Source organism: Streptomyces sp. NPDC004266 (assembly GCF_042874095.1).
Classification (GTDB): Bacteria; Actinomycetota; Actinomycetes; order Streptomycetales; family Streptomycetaceae; genus Streptomyces.
In genome coordinates, this window is sequence record NZ_JBIAMM010000011.1 from 206,855 (window position 1) to 230,323 (window position 23,469).

Here is a 23,469-nt window from a genome sequence, read left to right on the forward strand (position 1 = left end):
CGTCCGTTCCCCTCTCCCTGTCCGTTCCCCTCCCCTTGACCGTTCCCCTCCCCTGTCCGTTCTCAGCCGTGCGAGAGCAGCGCCGCGGTGAGTTCGGCCGCCCGTCGGTGCCAGAGGTCCGCGCCCCGGAGCATGGCGTGCCCGCCGGTCGGCATGGGAATGCCCGCCGCGTCGGCGCCCGCCTCCCGGGCCCGGCGGACGAACTCCCAGGACTGGCGGGCCGAGGTGACCCGGTCGGTCTCGTCGTGGAGCAGGTAGAGGCGCCGGCCGCCGAGGTGGTCCACGGGCTCGTCCGCGGGGCACCAGGGCGCCAGCGCGACGACCCCGCGCACGGCGGGATCGCCCGCCGCGCGGAGGGCGGCCCGGCCGCCCATGGAGTGGCCGAGGAGCACGACGGGCACGGGCCCGGCCTGCTCCCGGAGCCGTCCGAGGGCGGCCTCGGCGTCCCGGGCCGCGTCGGCCCGGGCGCCGTTCCAGCCGCGGTGGCGGTAGCGCACCTCGGCGATCAGCACGCCCCGGCCCCGGACGGCCCGGGTCACGGCGGCGGCGAAGGGGCGCATGCGCAGGGCCGGCAGGTTGAGCGCGGGCGGCGGCTCGGGGCCGTCGGCGCGGCCGCCGTGGAGCAGCAGCACGGCGGCGGTGGGCACGGCGGGCGCGCTGCGGACGACGAGCGCGGTCGGATCGGCGCGCCGGGTCGGGCACAGGTTCATCGCGTCGCCGTCCCGCTCGGGCGCCGGCGTGATGGCCGGGGGACGTACCCGCTCGCGCGGGCCGTGCGGGCCGTGTGACCGGGCCGCTGCGCCATGGGCTGCCTCCAGGAGTCGCTTGCCGTCTGAGGCCCGAAGTCTGCCAGGCCTCACCGGTCGTCAGATACACCGCGGTCCTGCCGACGGATCGTCCGTCCCGGGCGGGCCGCCCCCGGAACCCGGCTCGGCTCGCACCCGCGAATCGAACGCACGCACCCGCAAGGATGAGCGCCGTCGGTCCTCCGGCTCCGCTTGCGCGGCCGGGGGCGCGGGACGCCGGAGAGTGATCGTCCAGGGGCCGGTCGGAGACGGGCCCCGGTCGTCGTCCCGTTCGAGCAGGGAGCCAGATGGGCAGCCGCCTGATCCGCCGTTGCCGCGACGCCCTCGTCGTCGCGGTGCTCGCCGTCGTGACCGCCGCCGCGCCCGGCCTGCCGGCTCCGCCGGGCGGCGCCGCATCCTCCGCCGCAGCCCCCTTCGACCCCGGCCCGGCCCGGGCGGGGCTGGAGCGCCTGCTGCCGTCCCGGGCCGCGCAGTTCACCCTGGTCCCCGTGGAGGAACCGGGCTCCGGGGACTACTTCTCCCTCTCCGGCGGGGCGGGGGCGATCGAGGTGCGGGGCACCTCGCCGGCCACGCTGCTGACCGGGGTGGGCTGGTATCTGGAGCGGGTCGCGGGGGTCGACATCGGGTGGCCTGGCGACAGCGTCGGCCGGCTGCCGGTCACGCTTCCCGCGGTGCCCGGGACGGTCACCCGATCGGCGAACGTGCCGCACCGCTACGCCCTGAACGACACCGACGAGGGCTACTCCGGCGCGTACCGCGACTTCGCCTCGTACCGGCGCGACATCGACCTGATGGCGCTGCACGGCGTGAACGAGGTCTTCGTGCCCACCGGGGCCGAGTATCCGTACTACCGGGCCCTCCAGGGGTTCGGCTACGAGGCGGCGGAGCTGCGCGCCTGGATCCCCGGCCCCGCGCACCAGGCCTGGTGGCTGCTGCAGAACATGTCGGGCTTCGGCGGACCGGTGTCGGAGCGGCTGATCGAGGCCCGGGCGGCGCTGGGGGGCCGGATCGCGCAGCACCTGCGCTCGTTGGGGATGACGCCCGTCCTGCCGGGCTTCTTCGGCACGGTGCCGCCGGACTTCGCCGCCCGGAACCCGGGCGCGGTCACCGTCCCGCAGGGCAGGTGGGTCGGGTTCGCCCGGCCCGACTGGCTGGATCCGACCGGACCCGTCTTCGCCGAACTGGCCGCCGCCTACTACCGGGCGCAGCGGCACCGGTTCGGTGACAGCGACATGTTCAAGATGGACCCGCTGCACGAGGGCGGCACCCCCGGACCGGTCGACGTCGCGCGGGCGGCCCAGGCCGTGCAGCGGGCCCTGGACACCGCGCGTCCCGGGGCCACCTGGGTCATGCTCGGCTGGCAGAACAACCCCTCCGCGGCGCTCCTGAGCGGGGTGGACCGGAGCCGGGTGCTGATCGTCGACGGCCTGTCCGACCGTTACGAGGGGCTCGACCGCGAGACGCAGTGGGGCGGGGCGCCCTACGCGTTCGGTTCGATCGCCAACTTCGGCGGGCACACCAGCCTGGGCGCCAACACCGGCGTGTGGACGGACCGTTTCCACGCGTGGCTGAGCCGGTCGGACAGCGCGCTGCGCGGCATCGCCTACCTCCCGGAGGGCACCGGCGGGAACCCCGCCGCGTTCGACCTGCTCACCGAACTCGCCTGGGAGCCGGGCCCGGTCGACCAGCGCGCCTGGTTCGCCGCGTACGCCGCCCGGCGCTACGGCGGCGCCGACCCGCACGCGGCCGCCGCCTGGGAGCAGCTGCGCCTCGGCCCGTACAGCGGCGCCTCCGGTACGTGGAGCGAGCCGCAGGACAGCCTCTTCACCGCGCGGCCGAGCCTGACGGCGGTCAAGGCGGCACGCTGGAGCCCGACCGCCATGCGGTACGACGCCGGCACGGTGGAGCGCGCCCTGTCGGAGCTGCTGAAGGTGGCCCCGGCGCTGCGGGGCTCGGACGCGTACCGCTTCGACCTGGTGGACGTGGCGCGCCAGGCGCTCACCAACCGCGGGCGGCTCCTGCTGCCGCGGATCAGGGCCGCGTACGAGGCGAAGGACCCGGAGGGGTTCCGGGCGCTGGTGCGCGAGTGGAACGCCGCGGAGGAGCTGCTCGGACGGCTCGTCGCCTCCGACCGCCGCTTCCTGCTGGGCCCGTGGCTCGCCGACGCCCGCTCCTGGGGGGCCGACGCGGAGGAGAGCGACCGGCTGGAGTACGACGCCCGCTCGATCCTCACCACCTGGGCCGACCGGGGACCGAGCGAGAGCGGCGGCCTGCACGACTACGCCAACCGCGAGTGGGACGGTCTCGTCCAGGACGTGTACGGGCCGCGCTGGGCGGACTACTTCGCGGGCCTCGACACGGCGCTCGTCCGGGGCGCGGCGCCGGTCGCCGTCGACTGGTTCGCCAGGGACGACGCCTGGGCCCACGGGCGGCAGGCCTATCCGACGTCTCCGTCCGGTGATCCGGTCGCCCTGGCGGGCGAGGTCGCCGCGGCCCTGGCCGTGGCGACCGCCGCCGGACGGTGACGGGGTGCGCGGCCCGACGGTGACGGGGTGCGCGGCCGGGCCCGCCGTGAGGCGGGCCCGGCCGCCGGTGCCCCGGCGGTCAGTCCCGGCCGCGTGAGAACCAGTTCTTCCGCGGGGCGGGCCCGTCCTGCCTGCCCGGCCAGGCCGGCTCGCCGGGGGCGGCGAACGGGACGGGTGCCGCCGCGCCCGGCGGGGCCGGGGGCAGGGGCCGGGTCGGCGGCTGCAGACGCTTCAGTCTCGCCCGCCACGGGCCGTCCGCCATCTCGAAGTGGACGATGAGCGGCCCCTCGGGAAGCGGAACGGTCTCGCGTCGCCTGCCGATCTCGTTCACCGCGTTGTCGTACGGGGGCAGGGCCGTGTGGTCGTCGTGTCCCGCGAGTTCGTAGACGTGGACGATGAGGTTGTCGTCGCCGCGGTAGTGGATGGCCAGGTCGGCCACGCCTCCCGTGTGCAGCAGGACGTCGGGGCCGCGGAACTCCGCTTCCTCCTCCGTCAGGCGACGGGCCGCCGCCAACGGCGACACCTGGACCTGCCAGGGCCCCTCGGCCTGCAGCTTCAGCCGCAGGGTCCCGTTCTCGGGGACCGTGGCGAGCAGACGGCCCTGGAAGTCCTCCTCCGTGCTGTTGACGAGGTTGTCCTCCTCCTTGTTGCGCCGGTTGAGCACCCAGAGGCCCGTGTATCCGTCACCCCGGACATCGAGCTGGACGACGACCGGCCCCGGCGGAAGCCCGGCCACGGTGATGACGTCGTTGTCCCGGCCCGTCTCGGTGTACGGCTCGAAGACGGGCCCGTACGTCCAGCGGCCGGCGCCGCCGGGAGGGACGGGGGTGAGGGGCGGGACCGCCGTGGGAGGGACGGCGGCGGGAGGGACAGCCACCGGGGCGACCGCCATGGGCGGAGGCGCGAAACCGGGCGCGGGAGCCCGCCCCGCCGGCGGAGCCGCGAAGCCCGGTCCAGGTGCCGGAGCCGCGACGGCGGGCGGAGGCGCGAAGCCCGGCGCGGGCACGGGAGCCGTCCCGGCGGGCGGAGGCGCGAAGCCCGGCGCGGGCGCGGGAGGAGCCACGGCCCGCCCCGGTACGCCACCGCCGGGCGGCGCTCCGTTCCCTCCCTCGTCGGCCACGTCCACGCCGTGGTCCGTGGCCAGACCCGCGAGACCGCTCACCCATCCCTGGCCCACGGCGCGGAACTTCCATCCGCCCGCGCGCCGGTAGAGCTCGGCCAGCACCATCGCCGTCTCCCCGGCGGCGTCCGTGACGTCGTACCGCGCGACCGAGGTGCCGTCGGGCGCGAAGGCCTCCACCGACAGTCCGGCGGCGTCCCGCATCGCACCGCGCTCCGTCGAACCGACCACGAGGACGCGGGTGATCTGCTCCTCCACCGCGGTGAGGCCGACCTCCAGCCACGCCGTACCGGGCTGCGCCGACCCCGGCGTCGCCTCCGTCAGGCGGACGGCCCCGGAGGGGTGCGCCGGAGCGCCGTGGAAGACGACGTCCGTGTCGCCCCTGACCTTTCCGGTCTCGCCGAGCAGCAGCGCCATGGCGTCCACGCCACCGCGCACGGCGATCCTCAACGGCACGGACGGAACGAATCCGTTGCCTCCCTTGGTCATCTCCCCCACGGCGCCCCGCCCTTTCCCTCTCCGCTCCCACCCGAGTCCCTCACGAAGAGGATCTTGCAACCGTCGGCGCTCCCGGACAAGGTCCCGGCCGTGCGCCGCCTCCGGTGCTCCGGGACCGCGCAGGCCGGTCCGGCGTAGGCTTCCCCCGACACGGACCAGGCAGAGGGGGGCGCATGACGGTCGGTACGGCGCGCAGGTGGGGGTCGAGCCTCGACTCGGTCGTCGTGTACGCGCGGGGCGCGCTCTGCCGGCGCCTGGCCCGGGGGATCGTGCCCCCGGACGGCCGGGTGCGGGTGACGGGGCTGCCGCGCGCGCTGGACCCGGCTTCGCTGCGGGCCCGGGTCCTGGGCGCCTCCGGGGCGCGTGTCACCGAGGCGCGGGTGGAGGTCGAGGCGGAGCCGGCCGCCGACGGCGTTCCCGACGGCCTGCGGCACGAGGTCGACCGGCTGAGCGAGGCGCACGCGGCGGCGGCGGCGCGCCGTGACCGGCACCGGGCCCTGATCGAGGAGGTCGGCGGTCTGCGCCCGGTCCCGCCCGGCCGCAAGCGCGAGGACCCGCACCGCCGCACGCCGGTCGACGCGTGGCTGGAGCTGGCCGACTTCGTCGACGAGCGGCTGGCGGGGCTCCACGCCCGGCTCGTCGAGCTGGACGAGGCGGTCCGGATCGCCGAACACGAGCTCGACGTGGCCCACGACCGGCTCGACCGTGCCTCCACCGCCGCGTCGTCGGGACGGGTCGAGACCTCCGTCTGCGCCGTGCTGGCCCTCCACGGCGCCGAGGAGGCGCAGGAGGTGGAGCTGGAGCTGGAGTACGGCGTGCCGGGTGCCGTCTGGGTGCCGACGTACCGCCTCACCCACCGCCAGGGCGACGGCAGCGGGCGGCTGGTGCTGCGCGCCTCGGTCGCGCAGCGCACCGGCGAGGACTGGACCGGGGTGCGCCTCGCCCTGGCCACGGCCGACCTGGGGCGCCGCACCGACCTGCCGGCGCTCCGCTCGATCCGGATCGGACGCCGCCAGTCCGCGCCCGCGCCGTCCGGCTGGCGCGAGCCCCCGGCGGGGCTCGCGGGCCTGTTCTCCGGGTACGAGGCGGCGGGCCCGGCGCCTGTCCGCCGCGGTTCCACGGCGGGCTGGGCGCCGGGCGCCGCGGCCGGTTCCGAGCCCGTTCCCGTGGCGGCGCCCGCAGCCGTACCGGCACCGGTTCCGGTCCCGCCTCCGGCGTTCACCGGTCCGCCGCAGCACGGTGGGGCGTACGGCTCCGCTCCGGAGGCCTTCGCCGTCGCACCGCCGGCGGCCCCGCGGCCGCCGGGCGGCCGGCAGCGCGCCGGTGGCAGAGCCGGCTTCGGATCCCGCCCCGCCCAGGCCCCCGCGGCCCCGGGCGCGGCGGCGCCGCCACCGCCACCGCCGGTGGGTCCGCCGCAGCCGAGCGGCGCCGAACTCGACTACGCCTCCCTGGTGCTGTCCGGCCCCGAGGAGCCGGGCGGTCGCCGCGGCCGGCTGTTCCCCGGCCCCTCCTCCGACGCGGTGGCGGCCGAGTACCGCCGCCGCGCCGAGGCGGTCGCCGCGCTGCCGCTGCCCGAGCACGCCGTGCGTCCCCGGGAGTCGGCGGGCTCGTTCGACCACCGCTTCGACGCGGCCGCCCGCGCCGACGTCCCCTCGGACGGCACCTGGCACACCGTCACCGTCGGCGAGATCCCGGTCGGTCTGCGCACCGAGCACCTGTGCGTGCCGTCCGTGGAGCAGACGGTGTACGCGACGCTCGCGGTCTCGAACGCCACCGACCAGGCGCTGCTCGCCGGTCCGGTGGAGGTCACCGTCGACGACGACTTCCTGCTGACCGCCGCTCTGCCCACGCTCGCGCCCGGCGGTGTCCGCCGGCTGGGCCTCGGTCCCGCCGAGGGCGTCCGCGTCACCCGCCGCACCCATCTGAAGGAGTCGACGGCGGGCCTGCGCAACAACGTGACCGTGCTCGACCACCGCGTCCACGTGGAGCTGGCCAACCGCCTCGCGGGTCCGGTCACCGTGGAGGTCCACGAGAGGGTGCCGGTCTCCTCCGAGCCGGACGTCCGCATCGAGGAACGCGCCGACTGGACGGCGCCCGAGGACGGCGCCGCGCCGGAGCGCCATGCCCCGGGCACCCGCGTCTGGCGGGTGGAGCTGCCCGCCGGCGGCACCGCCGTGCTCGACGGCGGCTACGAGATCCGCATACCGGCCGGCAAAGCCCTGGTCGACGGCAACCGCAGGAGCTGACACACGCCATGTCCACGGAAACCGAGCCGATCGCCCTCCCCGTCACCGCCGTCACCTGTCTGGAGGACCGCGCGCACATCGAGCGGACCGCCGTGCTCGACCTGGAGGCCGGCGTCCAGCGCCTGCGCCTCGGGCCGGTCAGCGCGCTCGCCGTCGACCGCACCCTGCACGCCGAGTTGGCCTCCGGCCATCCGGCCACCGTCCTCGACGTGCGGCTCGTCCGCGACTGGACGCCGCGCGGACCGGTGCCGCCCGCAGAGGGCGACTCCGCGCTCCGCCACCGGGCCCACGCCCTCGAAGAGGAGCGCCGCTCCGTGGAGCAGCGCCGCGACCGGCTGCGGGCCCGCCTCGACCTGCTGGGCCGGCTCGCCGCCGACCTGCTGCGGGAGATCGGCGAGGGCGCCGGTTCCGGGGAGTCCGAAGGGCCCCGCTGGAGCCGCGAACTGGACCGGGTGGACGCCGAGCGCGACACGTACGGCGAGGAGCTCCGCGCCGCCGAGGCGCGCCTGACCGCCCTCCGCGCCGAACTCTCCGAGGTCCGCCGGGCCATGGAGCTCGCCGAGGAGGAGCCGGCGGAGCTCGTCGCCCATGTCGAGCTGACCGTGGAGGCCGCGGCCCCGGGGCCCGCGCGGCTGCGGCTGACCCACCTCACCCCGTGCGCGCTGTGGCGGCCGGCCTACCGGGCCGTGCTCGACGGGGAGTCCCTGACGCTGGAGACCGACGCGGTGGTCTGGCAGCGCACCGGCGAGGACTGGTCGGACGTGCGGCTGACGCTGTCGACCGCGCGGTCGGCCCTGGCCGGCGATCCGCCGCGGCTGGTCGAGGACCGGCTGACGCTCAAGGACCGGACGACGGCGGAGCGCCGCACGATCGACGTCGAGGTGCGCGAGGAGGAGATCTCGACGCTCGGACCGGCGCCGGTGCTGGGCCTGCCGGGCGTGGACGACGGCGGCGAGGCGCGGGTGCTGCACTCCCCCGCGCCCGTCTCCGTGCCGGGTGACGGCCGCGCCCACCGGGTGCCGCTCTCGGCGTTCACGACGGCCGTCGGCAGCGAGTACGCCTGCTCGCCGGAGCTTTCCCCGCTGGTCACGCAGGTGGTGCGGTTCGACAACCTGTCGGGCCACGCGCTGCTCGCCGGCCCCGTGGACCTCGTCCGGGGCAGCGGGTTCACCGGCCGCGGCACGCTGGCCTTCACGGCTCCCGGCGCCGCCGTCGAGCTCGCCTTCGGCAGCCGTGACGACTACCGGGTGGTCCGGCACGCCGAGGAGTCCCGCGACACCGCGGGACTCGCCCAGCGGACCGTGATCACCCGCACGGTCCGGCTGCACCTGTCCCGGTTCTCGCCGCCCGGGGAGCGGGGCGACCGGGTGGTCGTCCTCCGCGAGCGGATCCCCGTCTCCGAGGTCTCGGCGGTGGAGGTGCGCCTGCGCGAGGAGGCCTGCTCCCCCGCCCCGGACGCGGTGGACGCCGAGGGCGTCGTGCGCTGGGACGTCACCCTGCCGCCCGGCGGCCGGCGGACGGTCACGCTGGTGTACGAGCTCTCGGCGACGGCCAGGGTCGGGGGGATCTGAGCCGGTCACCACCGGCCCGCCCGGCGTCGGGCCGACGGCCGTCCCCGGGAGCTCGGCGCCGGGCACCCTATCAGCCCGGCGCCCTTCCCATCCCGAACTCCCCTCACTCTCCACAACCGCGCGGACGCGTGCGGTAGTCATGGGGGCAGGAGGGAACACCTTGGTCTTCAGTCTGGGTCGCCGCCGCAAGGCCGCCGCCGTCAGCACCTGTCCGTTCACGTCCGCGTCCGCGCCCCCGTCCGACGCGCCGCAGCACCCACGGCACCCGTCCGTACCGCAGGTGACGGACCGCCGGGAGGCGGAGGGTTTCGTCCGGCAGTTCCACCACGAGCAGCCCGACGCCGGGGACGTGGAGCGCCGGGTCCGCGAGGTGCTGGCCGAGATCGACCGGACCGGCACGTACGAGCACACTCCGGCCGAGCTCTCCTTCGGCGCCCGGGTGGCGTGGCGCAACGCGGCCCGCTGCATCGGCAGGCTCTACTGGCGCAGCCTCGTGGTGCGCGACCTCCGGCACGTCACCTCGGCCGACGGCATCGCCGCCGCCTGCTTCGAGCACCTGCGGGCCGCCGGGAACGGCGGCCGGATCCGCCCGGTGATCTCGGTGTTCGCCCCCGACCGGCCGGGGCGTCCCGCGCCGCGGATCGTCAACGACCAACTGGTGCGCTACGCCGGGCACAGCACCCCCGAGGGCCGCTGGATCGGCGATCCGCGCGGCGCCTCGCCGACCGCCCGCGCCCGCGAGCTGGGGTGGAAGCGCGACGAAGAGGCCTTCCAGGTGCTTCCGCTGATGGTGGAGGAGCGGCCGGGCGCGCGACCGGAGTGGTACGAACTGCCGGAGGACTCCGTCCTGGAGGTGCCGCTCCGTCATCCGGACCACGCGTGGCTGGCGGAGCTGGGGCTGCGCTGGTACGCGGTGCCGGCGATCAGCGACATGACGCTGGAGGTCGGCGGGGTGCGCTATCCGGCGGCGCCGTTCAACGGCTGGTACATGGGGACGGAGATAGGCGCCCGCAACCTCGCCGACGCCGAGCGCTACGACCTCCTGCCGGTGGTCGCCGACCGGCTCGGCCTCGACCGCTCCTCGGAACGCACGCTGTGGCGGGACCGGGCGCTCGTGGAGCTCAACGTGGCGGTGCTGCACTCCTTCCAGGAGGCCGGGGTGACGATGGCGGACCATCACACCGAGTCCGAGCGGTTCCTGCGGCACATCGCGCGGGAGAGCCGGTACGGCAGGCCCACGCCCGCCGACTGGAGCTGGATCGTCCCGCCCGTGTCCGGGTCCACGACCCCGGTCTTCCACCGCTACTACGACCCGGTGGACGCGTCCCTGCGCCCCGCCTTCCTCGCCCGGGAGCGGTGAGGGCGGTCCCGCGCCGGGCGGCGGGGGCGGGGCGCGCGAGGGGCGGGGCCGGGGTGGAGCGGCTCCGCCTCAGGCGGCCGGGCCGGGCGGCAGGTGGACCGTCATGATCAGGTGGCAGGCCGTCTCGCCCGCTCCGCGGTAGGTGTGGGGGGCGTCGCCGTCGAAGGCGGCGGTCTGCCCGGCTTCGACGGCGTGCTCCACGCCGTCGACGACCAGGGTCATCCGGCCGGCGGTGACGCTGACGGTCTCCACGACCCCGGCCTGGTGGGGGTGGCTGGGGTACTCCTCGCCCGGTTCCAGGATCCAGCGCCAGACCTCGACCGGTGCCGGACCCGAGGTCGTGAGCATGAGCCGGGCCTCGCCGCCCAGCCTTCCGGTCCAGAGCGGCGCGACGGCGTCGGCGGTCACGACCCGGACGCGGCCCTCGGCCGGACCTTCGAGCAGTGCGGAGACGGAGACGCCGAGGGTGTCGGCGAGCCGGACGAGGGTGGCGAAGTTCGGGTTGCCCTGGGCCTTCTCCAGGCCCACCAGGGCGCCCTTGCTGACCTGGGCGCGTCTGCCGAGTTCGTCCAGGGACAGGCCGGCGCGGTGGCGGGCCGTCCTCACGTTGCGGGCGAGGGTCCGCAGGGCTGCCTCTGTCTCGGCCATCCGATCACCGTTCTCGCGGGGGGCAGGGGGTGTGGAGCAATGAGGGTGGATCAGTGGAATGCACCATTCGGTCGTTCGGTTGACACAGGTCGGTCGTTCCGTTGTACGGTCTGGTCGTTCCATTGACATCGTAAGGGATGTACCGTGATCGCTCTGCTGCTGGCCCTGGGCAGCTCCCTCGCCTACGGATGCGCCGACTTCCTCGGCGGCCTCGGCGCCCGCAAGGCCCATGTGCTGCGGACCGTGCTGATCGCCGCCCCGGCCTCCCTCGCGGTGGAGCTGCTGCTCTGGCCCTTCCTCGGCGCCTCCTTCGACGCCGGCGCCCTGGGCTGGGGCGCCGCGTCCGGCGTCGCCTCCGCCGTGGCCTTCGCGCTGCTCTACCGGACCCTGGCGATCGGGCCGATGAACGTCCTCTCGCCCGTGACCGCGCTCGTCTCCGCCATGCTGCCCGTCGGCGTGGGCCTGCTCCAGGGCGAGCGCCTCGGCGCGACCGGTCTGGTCGGGCTGCCGCTCGCCCTGGTGGCGGTGGTCCTGGTCAGCGCCGGACACGGCTCCGGCACGGCGCGCCCGTCCCGTACGGCGCTGCTGCTGGCCCTGGGCGCGGGCGCCGCGATCGCCCTCCAGCTGGTCTTCCTGCACCAGGCGCCCTCGGACAGCGGGGTGGCGCCGCTGATCGTGGGTCGTGCGGTCTCCTCGGCCGTGACCCTCGCGGCGGCGGCGGTGCTGTACCGCAGGCTGGGCTCCGAGCGGCCCGCGTACGCCGTGTCCGCGGCGGCGGGCGTGCTGGACTCGGTGGCGAACCTGCTCTTCCTGCTCGCCGCCCGCGGCGGGGACCTCGCCGTCGTCGCCGTGATCACCGCCCTCTACCCGGCGGGCACGGTCCTGCTCGCCCGTGGCGTGCTCGCCGAGCGCGTCCACCGCGGTCAGCTCCTCGGCCTGGGGACGGCGGCGGTGGCCGTCAGCCTCCTGGCACTGACCTGACCGGACCCACCCCGTCCGCCCTCACGAACGGAGCTCCCATGACCACCTTCCGCATCGCCCCCGCCGTCGCGGAGGCCTTCCCCGACACCCTCGTCGCCCTGGTCACCGCCACCGGCCTGCGGGGCCGCGAGCCCTGGCCCCGCACCGCGGCCGCCCTGGCCGAACTGGAGCGGCGGCTCGCCGACGGCACCTGGCTCCCCGCCGACGAGACCGACCCCCGCGTCGGGGACTGGCACACCGCCTACCGGTCCTTCGGCACCAACCCGCGCCGCGTCCGCCCCAGCGTCGACGCGCTCGGCCGCCGCCTCGCGAAGAGGGGCGTCCTGCCGCGCGTCAACCCCGCCGTCGACTCGTACAACGTCGTCTCCGTGCGCCACGGCCTGCCCGCCGGCGCCTTCGACCTGGACCGCGTCACCGGCGAGGTCTCGATCCGTCCCGCCGACGGCACCGAGACCTTCACCCCGCTCGGCGAACCGGACACCGTCGAGAACCCCGGGCCCGGCGAGATCGTCTACGCCGACGACACGGGCGTCCTGACCCGCCACTGGAACCACCGCGACGCGCACCGCACCCGCGTCACCGAGGACTCCACCCACGTCACCTTCGTCCTGGAGACCCTCAGCGCCGGGCGGGACGGCCACCTCCTGAAGACCGCCGCGGCAGAACTCCAGGAGCTCCTGGTCCCGCACGCCGACGGAACGACCGTGCGGTACCTGGGCCCGAGCTGACCGCCGCCCCTGCCGAGTGGTCCCCGCGGAGGGGAAGGGGGACGCTGGTACTGAGCGCGTCCGGGGGCCCGGGCGCCCGCAGTGAGCGCCCGCCCGGTCGGGAAAGGCCGCGTCATGCGCATGCTGCTGAAGGTTCAGATGGACACCGCGGCCTCGAACGAGGCCATCAAGCAGGGCAAGCTGCTCAAGGTCATGGAGGGCGCTCTCGAGGAACTCCACCCCGAAGCCGCGTACTTCACCGTCGAGGACGGCTGTCGGACGGGGTACCTCTTCTTCGAGCTGAGCGACCCCGCCCGGATGCCGAAGATCTCGGAGCCGTTCTTCATGGAGATGGGCGCCAAGGTCCACTACTCGCCGGTCATGAACCCGGAGGAGCTCCACAAGGGCATCTCGGCGATCATGCCCTCGTGAGCGGCTTCTCCCAGGCCAGGGAGTACCGGCGGAGCAGGTGCCGGCGGTAGCGCACGCCGGGGAGCAGCCGTCGTGCCTCGGCACGCACCTGCCCGTAGCTCATCTCCGGCTCGGCGACCGGCATCCCCTCCGGGTCGCGTGCGCCGCGCAGCAGCTTGGTGATCCGGACGATCGGTGCGGCCCCGATCCCGACCGCCCACTCCGTGACGCTCGCGTCCCGGGCGAGGCCGACGACCACCAACGTCCCGCCGGGCCGGAGCAGTTCACGCATGCGGGTGAGGGCGGCCCGGAAGTCCACGTGGTGGACGGTGGTCACCGAGCAGATGAAGTCGTAGCCCGTGGCGGGCAGGTCCGCGGTCAGGAAGTCGCCCTGCACGAAGGCGAGTCCGGGGTGCCCTCCGGCGTCCCGGCGGGCTCGGTCGATCATGTGCGGGGACAGGTCGATGCCGGTGACGCGCCGCGCTCGCCCGGCGAGCTTCCGTGCGAGCAGTCCGTCGCCGCAGCCGACGTCGAGGGCCTCCCCGCAGCCCCCGGGAACGGCTCGCAGGACGCCGGCGTGCCGGGCGACGTTGGTGTTCCAGTACGGCTCCGGGGAAGGCTCGCGCATCGGGCCATCGTAGGCCCGGATCCGCCGGTCCCTCAGGCGGCCTTCTCGCGGCCGACATAGCGGATGACCTCGCACTCGTCGAGGACCACCAGGCCCTCGTCGACCAGCTCGTCGAGCTGGGGCAGGAAGGCGCGGATCTTCTCCTCGGTGTCGACGACGACCACGGCGACGGGGAGGTCCTCGCTCAGTGAGAGCAGCCGCTGGGTGTGGATCAGCGAGGAGGCGCCGAAGCCCTCGATGCCGCGGAAGACGCTCGCGCCCGCGAGGCCCGCCTCGCGGGCCCGGCCGACGATCTGGGTGTAGAGCGGCTTGTGGTGCCACAGGTCGGCCTCCCCCACGAAGACCGTCACCCGCAGGGCCCTGCCCGTCAGCCTGGTCATGTTCCGAGTCTACGGTCGTGCCTCCGGGAGGGGCGGGACCGGCCGGGGCACCGGCGAGGCGGCGGACGAGGAGGCCGGCCCCGGTCTGCGGCGGGCGCTCGCGGGGCTGCTCGCGGAGGGCGCGAAGGACGAGGTGATCGCCCGGCGCACAGGGGTGTCACTGCGCACCTGTCGCCGTCACATCGGCCGCTCCGCTGGAGGAGTTGGGGGCGGAGAGCCGCTTCCAGGGCGGTGCGCTCGCGGAGCGTGCCGGGCTCACGGGAGCGGAGGTCACGACGGACGCGGCCGAGGACGCGCCCCACCGGTAGGGTGCCCTCCGGAAAACGGTGTTCTGCGTGGGGAGACATGGGCTTCATGGGCGGTCAGCAAGCGGACCGGGGCGGCTCCGAAGTGTTCAAGCCGCTGGCGGCGGACGATCCGACGACGGTCGCCGGGTACCGGCTCGCCGCCCGGCTCGGTGCCGGCGGCATGGGCAAGGTGTACCTGTCGTACACGCCCGGCGGCCGGCCGGTGGCGATCAAGCTGATCCGTCCCGAGTTCGGCGAGGACGCGGAGTTCCGCCGCCGGTTCGCCCAGGAGGTGCGCTCGGCGCAGCGCGTCCAGGGGCTGTTCACCGCCCCCGTCATCGACGCGGACCCCGACGGCGCGCAGCCCTGGCTGGCCACCGCGTACGTGCCGGGACCCTCGCTCGCCGACGCGGTCGTGGCGCACGGCGCGCTGCCCGTGGAGACGGTGCTGCTGCTCGTCGCGGGCATGGCCGAGGCCCTGCACGTCATCCACGGCGCGGGCATCGTGCACCGCGACCTGAAGCCGTCGAACGTGCTGCTCGCCGCCGACGGGCCCCGCGTCATCGACTTCGGCATCGCGCACGCCGCCGACGCGACCTCCCTGACGGGCAGCGGGGTCACCATAGGGACGCCGTCGTTCATGGCGCCCGAGCAGGCGGCGGGCCGGCGGGTCACCCCGGCCACGGACGTGTTCGCGCTCGGTCAGGTCGCGGCGTACGCGGCGACGGGCGTCCCGGCCTTCGGGGAGGGGACCGGGCACGGGGTGCTGTACCGGATCGTGCACGAGGAGCCGGACCTGAGCGCCGTGCCGGAGCGGCTCACCGAGCTGGTCACGCGCTGTCTCTCGAAGGAGCCCGAGGACCGGCCGACGCTCTCCGAGATCATCCGGCTCTGCCAGGCCGCGAACGCGGCGACGGTGCTGCGCCGGCCCGAGGACTGGCTGCCGGGCGCGGTCTCCGCCGAGATCACGGCCCGGGCGGCGGCGCCCGCTCCCCCGCAGGCTCCTCCGCCGCCGACCGTCGCCCCGTCCGCGCCTTCCGTGCCCTCCGCGCCTCCTGTGGCGTACTCGCCGACGGCGCCGGCCGTGCCCTCCGCGCCGTCGACCCCGCCGCCCGGCTACGGCCCGCCGCCGAGCACCGTCTCCGGCGTTCCGGCGGGCCCCGTCCCGCCGGCGGCGCCGGTCGCCGCCGCTCCGGCGCCCGCCTTCGCGTACGCGCCGACGCAGGGCCCCGGCGCCCCCGCGTACCCCCGGCAGCCCTGGCAGGGGCAGCCGGGGCCGATGGGTCATCAGCCGCCGCAGCCGCCCGGGCAGCAGAAGAAGGGCGGCGGGCGCGGCCTCGTCGTCGCCCTGGCCGCCGTCCTCGCCTTCGCCGTCGCGGGCGGCGTGACCGCCTACGTCGTCCTGAAAGACAAGGACGGGCAGGCCTCCTCGACCGCCGGCGGGAAGGGCTCGGCGGGCGCGGGGAGCTCCGGGGGCACGGGGACCGGGACGGGCACGGGGACCGGGACGGGCACGGGATCGGGGAGTTCGGCCCCGAAGCCCTCGACGGCACCGGCCCCGCGGGCGGCCACGTACAAGGACATCGACCTCACGGCCGGCTACCACCTGACCCTGGGGGACGAGAACGTGCGCCCGCAGGACGGGGAGGACAACAACTACGAACTCTCCTACGACACGGGCGGCTACCTCGACGCCGAGAGCAGCGGCGGCAATCTGGTCCTGCTCGACCCGGGCCAGGAGGGCTCCCTCGAAGCGTGCCGCGCGGAGACCCGGTTCACCCAGAACATCTACGTGAACAAGCTGTCGCCGGGCCGTCAGGTCTGCGTCACCACGGGCACGGGCCATCTCGGTCTGCTCACCGTCAAGGCCTTCTCCCCGGAGGACTCGCCGAGCACCTACATGACGCTCGATCTGACGGTGTGGCGCAACGCGGCTCCCTCCGCGTCGTCGAGCTGATCGCTTTTGATGACATATTCCGTGACCTGAATACCGATCCGATCAAGGGAGGTTCCGAACCGATCAAGATCGGATCTATAGTGCCGTCGTTACGACTCCCCCCGTGCCTGCCCTCGAGAGTCTGGTTGATGTCGGCGCCGTCCACCCCCCTCCGCCCTGCCCTGCTCGCCTCGTTGCTGACGGCCGCGGTGGGTGGTGCGCTCGCCGTCGCGGCGACCGCCGCGGCGCCGGCCGGGATCCGTCCCGCGCTCGGCTGGTTCGCCGGCGGCGGCGTCCTGCTCCTCGCGGCCGCGGCCTTCGCGGTCACCTGGTACGGGCGGACCTCCCGCTCCCTGAGCCGGCGGGTCGAGGCCCTCACCGCCGAACTCGCCGCCCAGGAGGCCCGGGCCGTCCGGCACGCGGCCGACTTCGCGCGCGAGGCGGCGGCGTCCAAGGAGCGGTACGAGACGGAGGCCGCCGCCTCGGAGGCGGCCCACCGGGCACGGACCGAGGAACTGGTCCGCGCCCACACGGCCCGGACCGCCGAGCTGACCGCGGATCGGGCCGCCGAGGTGCGGCGCCTCGAAGCCGAGCTGCGCCGCGCCGAGTCCGGCCGGTCCGCCGCCATGGCCGCCGCGGCCAACGCGGCCGGCCGCATGCAGGCCCTCGCCACGAGCATGCTCGCCGACCTGCGGGAGATGGAGCACCGGCACGCCGACGAGGACGTCCTCGCCGACCTGCTCCACCTCGACCACCGCACCGCACAGGCCGGACGCCTGGCCGACTCCGTCGCCGTGCTGACCGGCGCCCGGTCCGGCCGCCGCTGGGCCCGCCCCATCGTCATGGAGTCGATCCTCCGCGGCGCCATGGGACGGATCGGCGGCTACCAGCGGGTGCGGCTGCACTCCAGCAGCGACGCGGCCGTCGCCGGGCACGCGGCGGAGGGCGTCATGCACGCCCTGGCCGAACTGATGGACAACGCGGCGAACTTCTCGCCGCCCACCGCCGAGGTCCACGTCTACGTGGAGGAGGTCCCGGCCGGGGTCATCATCGCGGTCGAGGACAGCGGTCTGGTGATGAGCGACGTGCAGCTGCGCCGCGCGGAGGCCGCCGTCGGCTCGACGGCACAGGACCTGGCCGGCCTCTCCGGCACCCGTCTCGGCCTGGCGGTCGTCGGCCGACTGGCCCGGAAGCACGGCCTGACCGTGTCGTTCCGTCCCTCGGCGCGCGGCGGCACCGGCGCCCTGCTGATGCTGCCCCAGGAACTGATCAGCCACGCGCCCGTCGAGCCGCCGGCCGCGCCCGCCGCCGCCCTGCCGCCCGTGACGGGCCGCGGACCGACGGCGCCGGTCCCCCGGGAGGCTCCGGCCGCCCCCGCCCCCGCCGCGGCCGTCGAACCCGAGACCGTCCACGACAGCGCGTCCGAAGGCACCGGCGAACACCCCCGGTTCGGCGAGAGCGGTCTGCCCCGTCGCCGTCGCGGCCGCGCGATGGCCGCCGCCCACCCCGAGGGTCCGGAGGCCGCCGTGAAGCCGCGCGCCACGGGTCCGCGCACCGGCGCCGCGGCCGGGGCCGCCACACGCTTCGGCACCTTCCGCCAGGCTGTCCGCGGCACCGGCACCCCGCCGGCCGGGACACGGACGACGCCCGACGACGAGCCCGCCGCCGAACCCCCCGCCGCGCCGAGCGCCGGCACCCCCACCACGAACTCCCCGCACCCGGAAGGCACCCCGTCATGACCGGCACCACCACCGACGAGAAGCTCAGCTGGCTCCTGGAGGGCCTGCTGGAACGCACCCCGGGCACCCGCCACGCCCTGGTGCTCTCCCGTGACGGCCTCAAGCTCTGCCGCACCCCCGAGCTCTCCGTCGACCAGGCCGACCAGCTCGCCGCGATCGCCGCCGGCATCCAGAGCCTGTCGCACGGTGCCTCCGTGGAGTTCGGCGACGGCACGGGCGGAGTCCGCTCCGCGATGGCCGAGTTCTACGGCGGCATCCTGTTCATCGTGGAGGCGGGCGAGGGCGCGCACCTCGCGCTGGTCGCCGACGAGGACGCCGACGCCGGGCTCGTGGGCCACAACATGTCCGAGCTGGTGGAGCAGTTGGGCGAGCACCTGGTCGCGAGGCCCCGGGGATGAGCCGCGGCAGGCCGGGCCGGGACGACTCTCCCGACCGGCTCTACACCCTGACCGGCGGTCGCAGCCGCGCCGGGTCCGACGCCTTCGACCTGGTGACGCTCGTGGTCTCCGAGAGCGATCCGGTCGCCGGCATGCAGTCCGAGCACGCCGCCATCCTGCGCATGTGCCGTTTCCCCACGGCCGTGGTGGAGGTGGCGGCGGGGCTCGGCCTGCCGGTGTCGATCACACGGATCCTCCTCGCCGACCTGCACGACACCGGCCGGATCAGCGCACGGCACCCCCGCGCCGCGTACCGCCTTCCCGATCACGACATCCTGGAGCAGGTGCTCGTTGGACTCCGTAACCTCTGAACAGCGCCAGGCCCTGCACAGCACCGCCGACAACGGCCTGAAGATCGTCGTCGTCGGCGGTTTCGGAGTCGGCAAGACCACCCTGGTCCGCTCGGTCAGCGAGATCCGTCCGCTGAACACCGAGGAGACCATGACCCAGGCCGGCGAGGGCGTCGACGACACCGTCGGCGTCGCCGCGAAGACGGCCACCACGGTCGCCTTCGACTTCGGCCGGATCTCGCTGGACGCGCACAACGTCCTGTACCTGTTCGGGGCGCCCGGCCAGGAGCGCTTCTGGTTCCTGTGGGACCGGCTGTTCTCCGGGACGCTCGGCGCGGTCGTCCTCGTCGACACGCGGCGCCTCGCCGACTCCTGGTACGCGATCGACCGCCTGGAGCACCACGGCACGCCGTTCGTCGTCGCCTGCAACGACTTCGGCGGCCCCGCCCACACCCCCGCCCAGATCCGCGAGGCCCTCGACCTCGCCGACGAGGTGCCGCTGGTCTTCTGCGACGCCCGGTCGCGCGAGTCCAGCAAGCAGGTGCTGATCTCGCTCGTGGAACACCTGCGGACCGTCGTCGCGGCCTCGCGGCCGGCCCCCCACCCGATCCCGGAGCCCACCCCGTGACCCTCCCCGAGCCCCAGCCGGTCCCGCTGAGCGGCCCCCGGTTCCAGACCGACCCCACCGAGCTGTACCGGCAGATACGACGCGAGCACGGGACCGTCGCCCCGGTCGTGCTCGACGGGGACGTGCCGGCCTGGCTGGTCCTCGGCTACCGCGAACTGCACCAGGTCACCAGCGACCCGGTCCTCTTCTCCCGCGACTCGGACCTGTGGAACCGGTGGGACGCGATCCCGGCGGACTGGCCCCTGCTGCCGATGATCGGCCGCAAGCAGCCCTCCATCCTCTACACGGTCGGCGAGCGGCACCGGGAGCGGGCCGGAGTGATCTCCGACGCCCTGGAGGCGATCGACCCCTTCGTGCTGCGGGAGCGGGCCGAGCGCTTCGCCGACGAGCTCATCGACGCGCTGTGCGGCAAGGGCTCCTGCGACATCATCGCCGAGTACGCGATGCTCCTGCCGGTCCGGGTCCTCGCCAGCTGCTACGGCTTCGCCGACGAGCAGGGCCCCGGTCTCGTCACCGCCATGAACGACATGATCAACGGTCAGGAGGGCGCGCTCGCGGGCCAGCGCCACCTGGCCGAGTCGATGTTCGCGCTGCTCGCCGCCAAGGCCGAGGCGCCGGGGGACGACGTCGCCTCCCGGATGCTGGCCAACACCGCCGGGTTCACCGTCGAGGAGGTCGCCCAGGACCTCATGGTGATGCTGGCCGCGGGCCACCAGCCGACGGCCGACTGGATCGGCAACTCGCTGCGCCTGATGCTCGTCGACGACCGGTTCGCGGCCTCCCTCGCCGGCGGCCGGCACAGCGTCGGCGAGGCGATGAACGAGGTCCTGTGGGAGGACACCCCGACCCAGAACGTCGCCGGGCGGTGGGCCTCGCGCGACACCCACCTCGGCGGACGGCGGATCGACCGGGGCGACCTGCTGCTGCTCGGTCTGGCCGCGGCCAACTCCGATCCGCACGTGCGCACCGACTCCGGCGCGTTCACCGGCGGCAACAACGCCCACCTCTCCTTCGGCCACGGCGAGCACCGCTGCCCGTTCCCCGCCCAGGAGGTCGCCGAGACGATCGCCCGGACGGGGATCGAGGTGCTGCTCGACCGGCTCCCGGACGTGGACCTCGCGGTCGCCGAGAACGCCCTCGCCCGCCGTCCCTCCCCCTGGCTGCGCGGCCTGACCGCGCTCCCCGTGACGTACACCCCGACCCCCGCCCTTGGAGCCCTCGGATGAGCTGCCCGTACGACCACACCGCCGCGCCCGGCACCGACGTGATCGAGCTGGACCCCTTCGTCGCCGACCTCGACGGCGAGAGCGCCCGGCTGCGCGCCGCCGGTCCGCTGGCCCGTGTCGTCCTGCCCGGCGGGGTGCCCTGCTGGGCCGTCACCCGGCACGCCGAGGCGCGCAAGCTGCTCACCGACGCCCGTCTCGTCAAGGACATCGACGTCTGGGGTGCGTGGCAGCGCGGCGAGATACCCCTGGACTGGCCGCTGATCGGTCTCGCGAACCCCGGCCGGTCGATGCTGACCGTCGACGGCGAGGAGCACCGGCGGCTGCGCTCGCTGGTCGCGCAGGCGCTGACGGCGCGTCGGGTGGAGCGGCTGCGGGCGGGCATCGAGTCGCTCACCGGGGGGATGCTGGACCGGCTGGCCGAGCGGCCGTCCGGCGAGGTCGTGGACCTGAAGGCGGAGTTCGCGTACCCGCTGCCGATGAACGTGGTGGGCGAGCTGATGGGCGTCGACCCGGCCGACCACCCGCGGATGAAGGCGCTGTTCGACAAGTTCTTCTCGACGCAGACGCCGCCCGAGGAGGTGCCGCAGATGATGGCGGACCTGGGCACGCTGTTCGCGGGGATCGTGGCGGGCAAGGCGGAGAAGCCGGGTGACGACCTGACGAGCGCGCTGATCGAGGCGTCGGAGGGCGGTGACCGGCTGACCACGGAGGAGATCACCAACACCCTCCAGCTGATGGTGGCGGCCGGGCACGAGACGACGATCAGCCTGATCGTGAACGCCGTGGTCGCCCTGGAGACCCACCCGGAGCAGCGGGCGCTGGTGCTCAAGGGCGAGGTGCCGTGGGAGAACGTGATCGAGGAGACCCTGCGCTGGTCGACGCCCACCTCGCACGTGCTGATCCGCTTCGCCACCGAGGACGTCGAGGTCGGCGACCGGGTCCTGCCGAAGGGCGAGGCGCTGATCGTGTCGTTCGGGGCGATCGGCCGGGACGAGGAGCAGCACGGTCCGACGGCGGGCGAGTTCGACGTGACCCGGACGCCGAACCGGCACATCTCCTTCGGCCACGGCCCGCACGTGTGCCCGGGCGCGGCGCTCTCCCGGCTGGAGGCCTCGGTGGCGCTCCCCGCCCTCTACGCGCGCTTCCCGGAGCTGCGCCTCGCGGTGCCGCGCGAGGAGCTCCGCAACAAGCCGGTCGTGACCCAGAACGACCTCTTCGACCTCCCGGTCCTGCTGTCCTGACGGCCCCCGGCGGGTCCTGCTCGAAACGCCCCGTGGCCTCGGCCACGGGGCGCTATGCTGGCTCCATGCATCTGTCGTCGTGCCTCAACTGGTGGCGCTCCTCCTAGGAGCGGCCACCACTCGCGCACGACCGGGCCGTTCGGACGAACGGCCCTTCTGCGTTTCCCGGCTCATGGGTCCTGTCGTCCCGACGGCGCCACCGACCCACGCCAGGAGACGCCATGACCATCCTCGCCACCGACGACGCCACCACCACCGACGACGCCCTCGGCACGTCCGCCGCACGGACCCGCAGCGCGGTCCTGGAGCGACAGATCCACGAGAACCCGGGGCGCTTCCGTGTCCTGACCGGCGACCGCCCCACCGGGCGGCTGCACCTGGGGCACTACTTCGGCACCCTGCACAACCGGGTGCGGCTCCAGGACCTGGGGGTGGAGCTGTTCGTGATCATCGCGGACTACCAGGTCCTGACCGACCGCGACGTGGCGGACAACCTGACCGGGCACGTCGAGGAGCTGGTGCTCGACCACCTCGCGATCGGTGTGGACCCGGAGCGCAGCACGGTCTTCACCCACAGCGCCGTCCCCGCCCTGAACCAGCTGCTGCTGCCCTTCCTCAGCCTGGTGTCGGTGGCCGAGCTGAACCGCAACCCCACCGTCAAGGACGAGATCGCCCACTCCCGGCAGTCCGCCGTCAGCGGCCTGATGTTCACCTATCCCGTCCATCAGGCCGCCGACATCCTGTTCTGCAAGGCGAACCTCGTCCCCGTCGGCCAGGACCAGCTGCCGCACCTGGAGATCACCCGGACCGTCGCCCGCCGGTTCAACGACCGCTACGGCGCCGTCTTCCCCGAGCCCGACGCCCTGTTGTCGGGCGTCCCGCTGCTGCTCGGCACGGACGGCGCCAAGATGAGCAAGAGCCGTGGCAACGCCATCGCGCTCGCCGCCGACGCCGACGAGACGGCCCGGCTGATCAAGGGCGCGAAGACCGACTCCGAGCGTCACATCTCCTACGATCCGGCCGGCCGCCCCGAGGTGTCGTCCCTCCTGCTGCTCGCGGCCCTCTGTCAGGGCCGCGCCCCGGAGGAGGTCGCCGCCGACATCGGCTCCGCGGGCGCCGCCGCGCTGAAGCGGACCGTGACGGAGTCGGTCAACGAGTACCTGGCGCCGGTCCGGTCCCGCCGCGCCGAGTACGCCCGGGACCGCGCGTATCTCCGCCGGGTCCTGCGCGAGGGCAACGAACGGGCCCGGGCGGTCGCGGACGCGACCCTCGCCGAGGTGCGCACGGCGATGAACAGTCACTACTGACGTATGTTTCCCGCATGGGAACGACGGAGGGGAGCCGGGAGTGACGGAGGGGACCGTGGACGCCATCGACCGGGCGCTGCTCGCCGAACTGCAGCGGGACGCCACGCAGGCGTACGCGGCGCTGGGCAGGGCGGTCGGCCTGTCGGCCGGCGCCGCGCACGAGCGGGTGCGGAAGCTGCGGGAGCGCGGTGTCATCCGCCGCACCACCGTGGACGTCGATCCCGCCGCGCTCGGGCAGGAGGTGCTCGCCTTCGTCATGGTCGACTCGTCCGCCTGGATCGGGGACTCGGCGGCGGCGTTCGCCGCGATCCCCGAGATCCAGGAGGCGCACGTCATCGCCGGCAGCTCCTCGGTCCTGGTGAAGGTGCGCACCGCGACCACGGCGCGACTCCAGGACGTGCTGCGCCGGTTGTACGCGATCGAGGGCGTGAGCGGCACGCAGGCGACGGTGTCCCTGGAGACCTTCTTCGAGCGGCCGGTCTCCGCGGACTGACGCC

General features: G+C 75.0%; 21 protein-coding genes. 16 read left to right on the forward strand and 5 right to left on the reverse strand.

Going from position 1 to position 23,469, the window contains the following annotated elements:
• Window positions 1-62: 62 nt before the first annotated feature.
• Window positions 63-710 carry an alpha/beta fold hydrolase gene (locus ACFYUZ_RS25830; RefSeq protein ID WP_389312996.1) on the reverse strand — a complete coding sequence of 216 codons (648 nt, stop codon included), beginning with the start codon at window positions 708-710 and terminating at the stop codon, window positions 63-65.
• A gap of 383 nt (window positions 711-1,093) precedes the next feature.
• Here ACFYUZ_RS25830 and ACFYUZ_RS25835 point away from each other — a divergent pair, with 383 nt between their 5' ends.
• Window positions 1,094-3,331, forward strand: a complete 2,238-nt coding sequence (locus ACFYUZ_RS25835; RefSeq protein ID WP_389312998.1) for an alpha-N-acetylglucosaminidase — start codon at window positions 1,094-1,096, stop codon at window positions 3,329-3,331.
• Between the two features lie 79 nt (window positions 3,332-3,410).
• Here the strand turns inward: ACFYUZ_RS25835 and ACFYUZ_RS25840 are convergent, their stop codons facing one another.
• Complete coding sequence (locus ACFYUZ_RS25840; RefSeq protein ID WP_389313000.1) at window positions 3,411-4,907, reverse strand: TerD family protein; 1,497 nt, start codon at window positions 4,905-4,907, stop codon at window positions 3,411-3,413.
• A 215-nt stretch (window positions 4,908-5,122) separates the two neighbouring features.
• Between ACFYUZ_RS25840 and ACFYUZ_RS25845 the strand changes: the two genes are divergently transcribed.
• The 3 genes from ACFYUZ_RS25845 to ACFYUZ_RS25855 all read left to right on the forward strand — a co-directional run bounded on the left by ACFYUZ_RS25845 (window position 5,123) and on the right by ACFYUZ_RS25855 (window position 10,126).
• Window positions 5,123-7,195: a DUF4139 domain-containing protein gene (locus ACFYUZ_RS25845; RefSeq protein ID WP_389313002.1), complete on the forward strand. Its 2,073-nt coding sequence runs from the start codon at window positions 5,123-5,125 to the stop codon at window positions 7,193-7,195.
• Window positions 7,196-7,203: 8 nt separating this feature from the next.
• Window positions 7,204-8,766 (forward strand): mucoidy inhibitor MuiA family protein, encoded by a 1,563-nt coding sequence (locus tag ACFYUZ_RS25850; RefSeq protein WP_389313004.1) that lies wholly within the window; start codon window positions 7,204-7,206, stop codon window positions 8,764-8,766.
• A gap of 139 nt (window positions 8,767-8,905) precedes the next feature.
• The gene (locus ACFYUZ_RS25855) at window positions 8,906-10,126 is read left to right on the forward strand and encodes a nitric oxide synthase oxygenase (protein WP_389313006.1); all 1,221 of its coding nucleotides are present in this window, start codon (window positions 8,906-8,908) and stop codon (window positions 10,124-10,126) included.
• Window positions 10,127-10,195: 69 nt separating this feature from the next.
• Here the strand turns inward: ACFYUZ_RS25855 and ACFYUZ_RS25860 are convergent, their stop codons facing one another.
• A complete protein-coding gene (locus ACFYUZ_RS25860; RefSeq protein WP_389313008.1) occupies window positions 10,196-10,774 on the reverse strand; it encodes a helix-turn-helix domain-containing protein in 579 nt (192 codons plus the stop codon).
• Window positions 10,775-10,918: 144 nt separating this feature from the next.
• Between ACFYUZ_RS25860 and ACFYUZ_RS25865 the strand changes: the two genes are divergently transcribed.
• From ACFYUZ_RS25865 to ACFYUZ_RS25875, 3 genes are all read left to right on the forward strand, one after another.
• The gene (locus ACFYUZ_RS25865; RefSeq protein ID WP_389313010.1) at window positions 10,919-11,755 is read left to right on the forward strand and encodes an EamA family transporter; all 837 of its coding nucleotides are present in this window, start codon (window positions 10,919-10,921) and stop codon (window positions 11,753-11,755) included.
• 38 nt (window positions 11,756-11,793) lie between these two features.
• Entirely contained in the window at window positions 11,794-12,483 is a 690-nt protein-coding gene (locus ACFYUZ_RS25870; RefSeq protein WP_389313012.1) for a B3/4 domain-containing protein, read from the forward strand.
• 114 nt (window positions 12,484-12,597) lie between these two features.
• Window positions 12,598-12,894, forward strand: a complete 297-nt coding sequence (locus tag ACFYUZ_RS25875; protein WP_389313014.1) for a hypothetical protein — start codon at window positions 12,598-12,600, stop codon at window positions 12,892-12,894.
• Here ACFYUZ_RS25875 and ACFYUZ_RS25880 read toward each other — a convergent pair.
• Window positions 12,881-13,501 (reverse strand): class I SAM-dependent methyltransferase, encoded by a 621-nt coding sequence (locus ACFYUZ_RS25880; RefSeq protein ID WP_389313016.1) that lies wholly within the window; start codon window positions 13,499-13,501, stop codon window positions 12,881-12,883. The genes ACFYUZ_RS25875 and ACFYUZ_RS25880 overlap by 14 nt on opposite strands.
• 32 nt (window positions 13,502-13,533) lie before the next feature.
• Window positions 13,534-13,881, reverse strand: a complete 348-nt coding sequence (locus ACFYUZ_RS25885; RefSeq protein ID WP_389313018.1) for a DUF190 domain-containing protein — start codon at window positions 13,879-13,881, stop codon at window positions 13,534-13,536.
• A 354-nt stretch (window positions 13,882-14,235) separates the two neighbouring features.
• Between ACFYUZ_RS25885 and ACFYUZ_RS25890 the strand changes: the two genes are divergently transcribed.
• The 9 genes from ACFYUZ_RS25890 (at window position 14,236) to ACFYUZ_RS25930 (ending at window position 23,465) form a co-directional block, all read left to right on the forward strand.
• A complete protein-coding gene (locus ACFYUZ_RS25890; RefSeq protein ID WP_389313020.1) occupies window positions 14,236-16,125 on the forward strand; it encodes a serine/threonine-protein kinase in 1,890 nt (629 codons plus the stop codon).
• A 128-nt stretch (window positions 16,126-16,253) separates the two neighbouring features.
• Window positions 16,254-17,843 carry a sensor histidine kinase gene (locus ACFYUZ_RS25895; RefSeq protein WP_389313022.1) on the forward strand — a complete coding sequence of 530 codons (1,590 nt, stop codon included), beginning with the start codon at window positions 16,254-16,256 and terminating at the stop codon, window positions 17,841-17,843.
• On the forward strand, window positions 17,840-18,241 hold the full coding sequence (locus ACFYUZ_RS25900; protein WP_030212242.1) for a roadblock/LC7 domain-containing protein: 402 nt from the start codon (window positions 17,840-17,842) through the stop codon (window positions 18,239-18,241). The genes ACFYUZ_RS25895 and ACFYUZ_RS25900 overlap by 4 nt, the downstream gene beginning before the upstream one ends.
• Window positions 18,238-18,591 (forward strand): DUF742 domain-containing protein, encoded by a 354-nt coding sequence (locus ACFYUZ_RS25905; protein WP_382870144.1) that lies wholly within the window; start codon window positions 18,238-18,240, stop codon window positions 18,589-18,591. The genes ACFYUZ_RS25900 and ACFYUZ_RS25905 overlap by 4 nt, the downstream gene beginning before the upstream one ends.
• Window positions 18,572-19,198: an ATP/GTP-binding protein gene (locus ACFYUZ_RS25910; protein ID WP_389313024.1), complete on the forward strand. Its 627-nt coding sequence runs from the start codon at window positions 18,572-18,574 to the stop codon at window positions 19,196-19,198. Before ACFYUZ_RS25905 ends, ACFYUZ_RS25910 begins: the two co-directional genes overlap by 20 nt.
• On the forward strand, window positions 19,195-20,424 hold the full coding sequence (locus ACFYUZ_RS25915) for a cytochrome P450 (protein WP_389313025.1): 1,230 nt from the start codon (window positions 19,195-19,197) through the stop codon (window positions 20,422-20,424). Before ACFYUZ_RS25910 ends, ACFYUZ_RS25915 begins: the two co-directional genes overlap by 4 nt.
• Window positions 20,421-21,665: a cytochrome P450 gene (locus tag ACFYUZ_RS25920; RefSeq protein ID WP_389313027.1), complete on the forward strand. Its 1,245-nt coding sequence runs from the start codon at window positions 20,421-20,423 to the stop codon at window positions 21,663-21,665. The genes ACFYUZ_RS25915 and ACFYUZ_RS25920 overlap by 4 nt, the downstream gene beginning before the upstream one ends.
• 221 nt (window positions 21,666-21,886) lie before the next feature.
• Window positions 21,887-22,972: a tryptophan--tRNA ligase gene (gene trpS / locus ACFYUZ_RS25925; RefSeq protein WP_389313029.1), complete on the forward strand. Its 1,086-nt coding sequence runs from the start codon at window positions 21,887-21,889 to the stop codon at window positions 22,970-22,972.
• A 55-nt stretch (window positions 22,973-23,027) separates the two neighbouring features.
• Window positions 23,028-23,465, forward strand: a complete 438-nt coding sequence (locus tag ACFYUZ_RS25930) for an Lrp/AsnC family transcriptional regulator (RefSeq protein ID WP_389313184.1) — start codon at window positions 23,028-23,030, stop codon at window positions 23,463-23,465.
• Window positions 23,466-23,469: the final 4 nt, after the last annotated feature.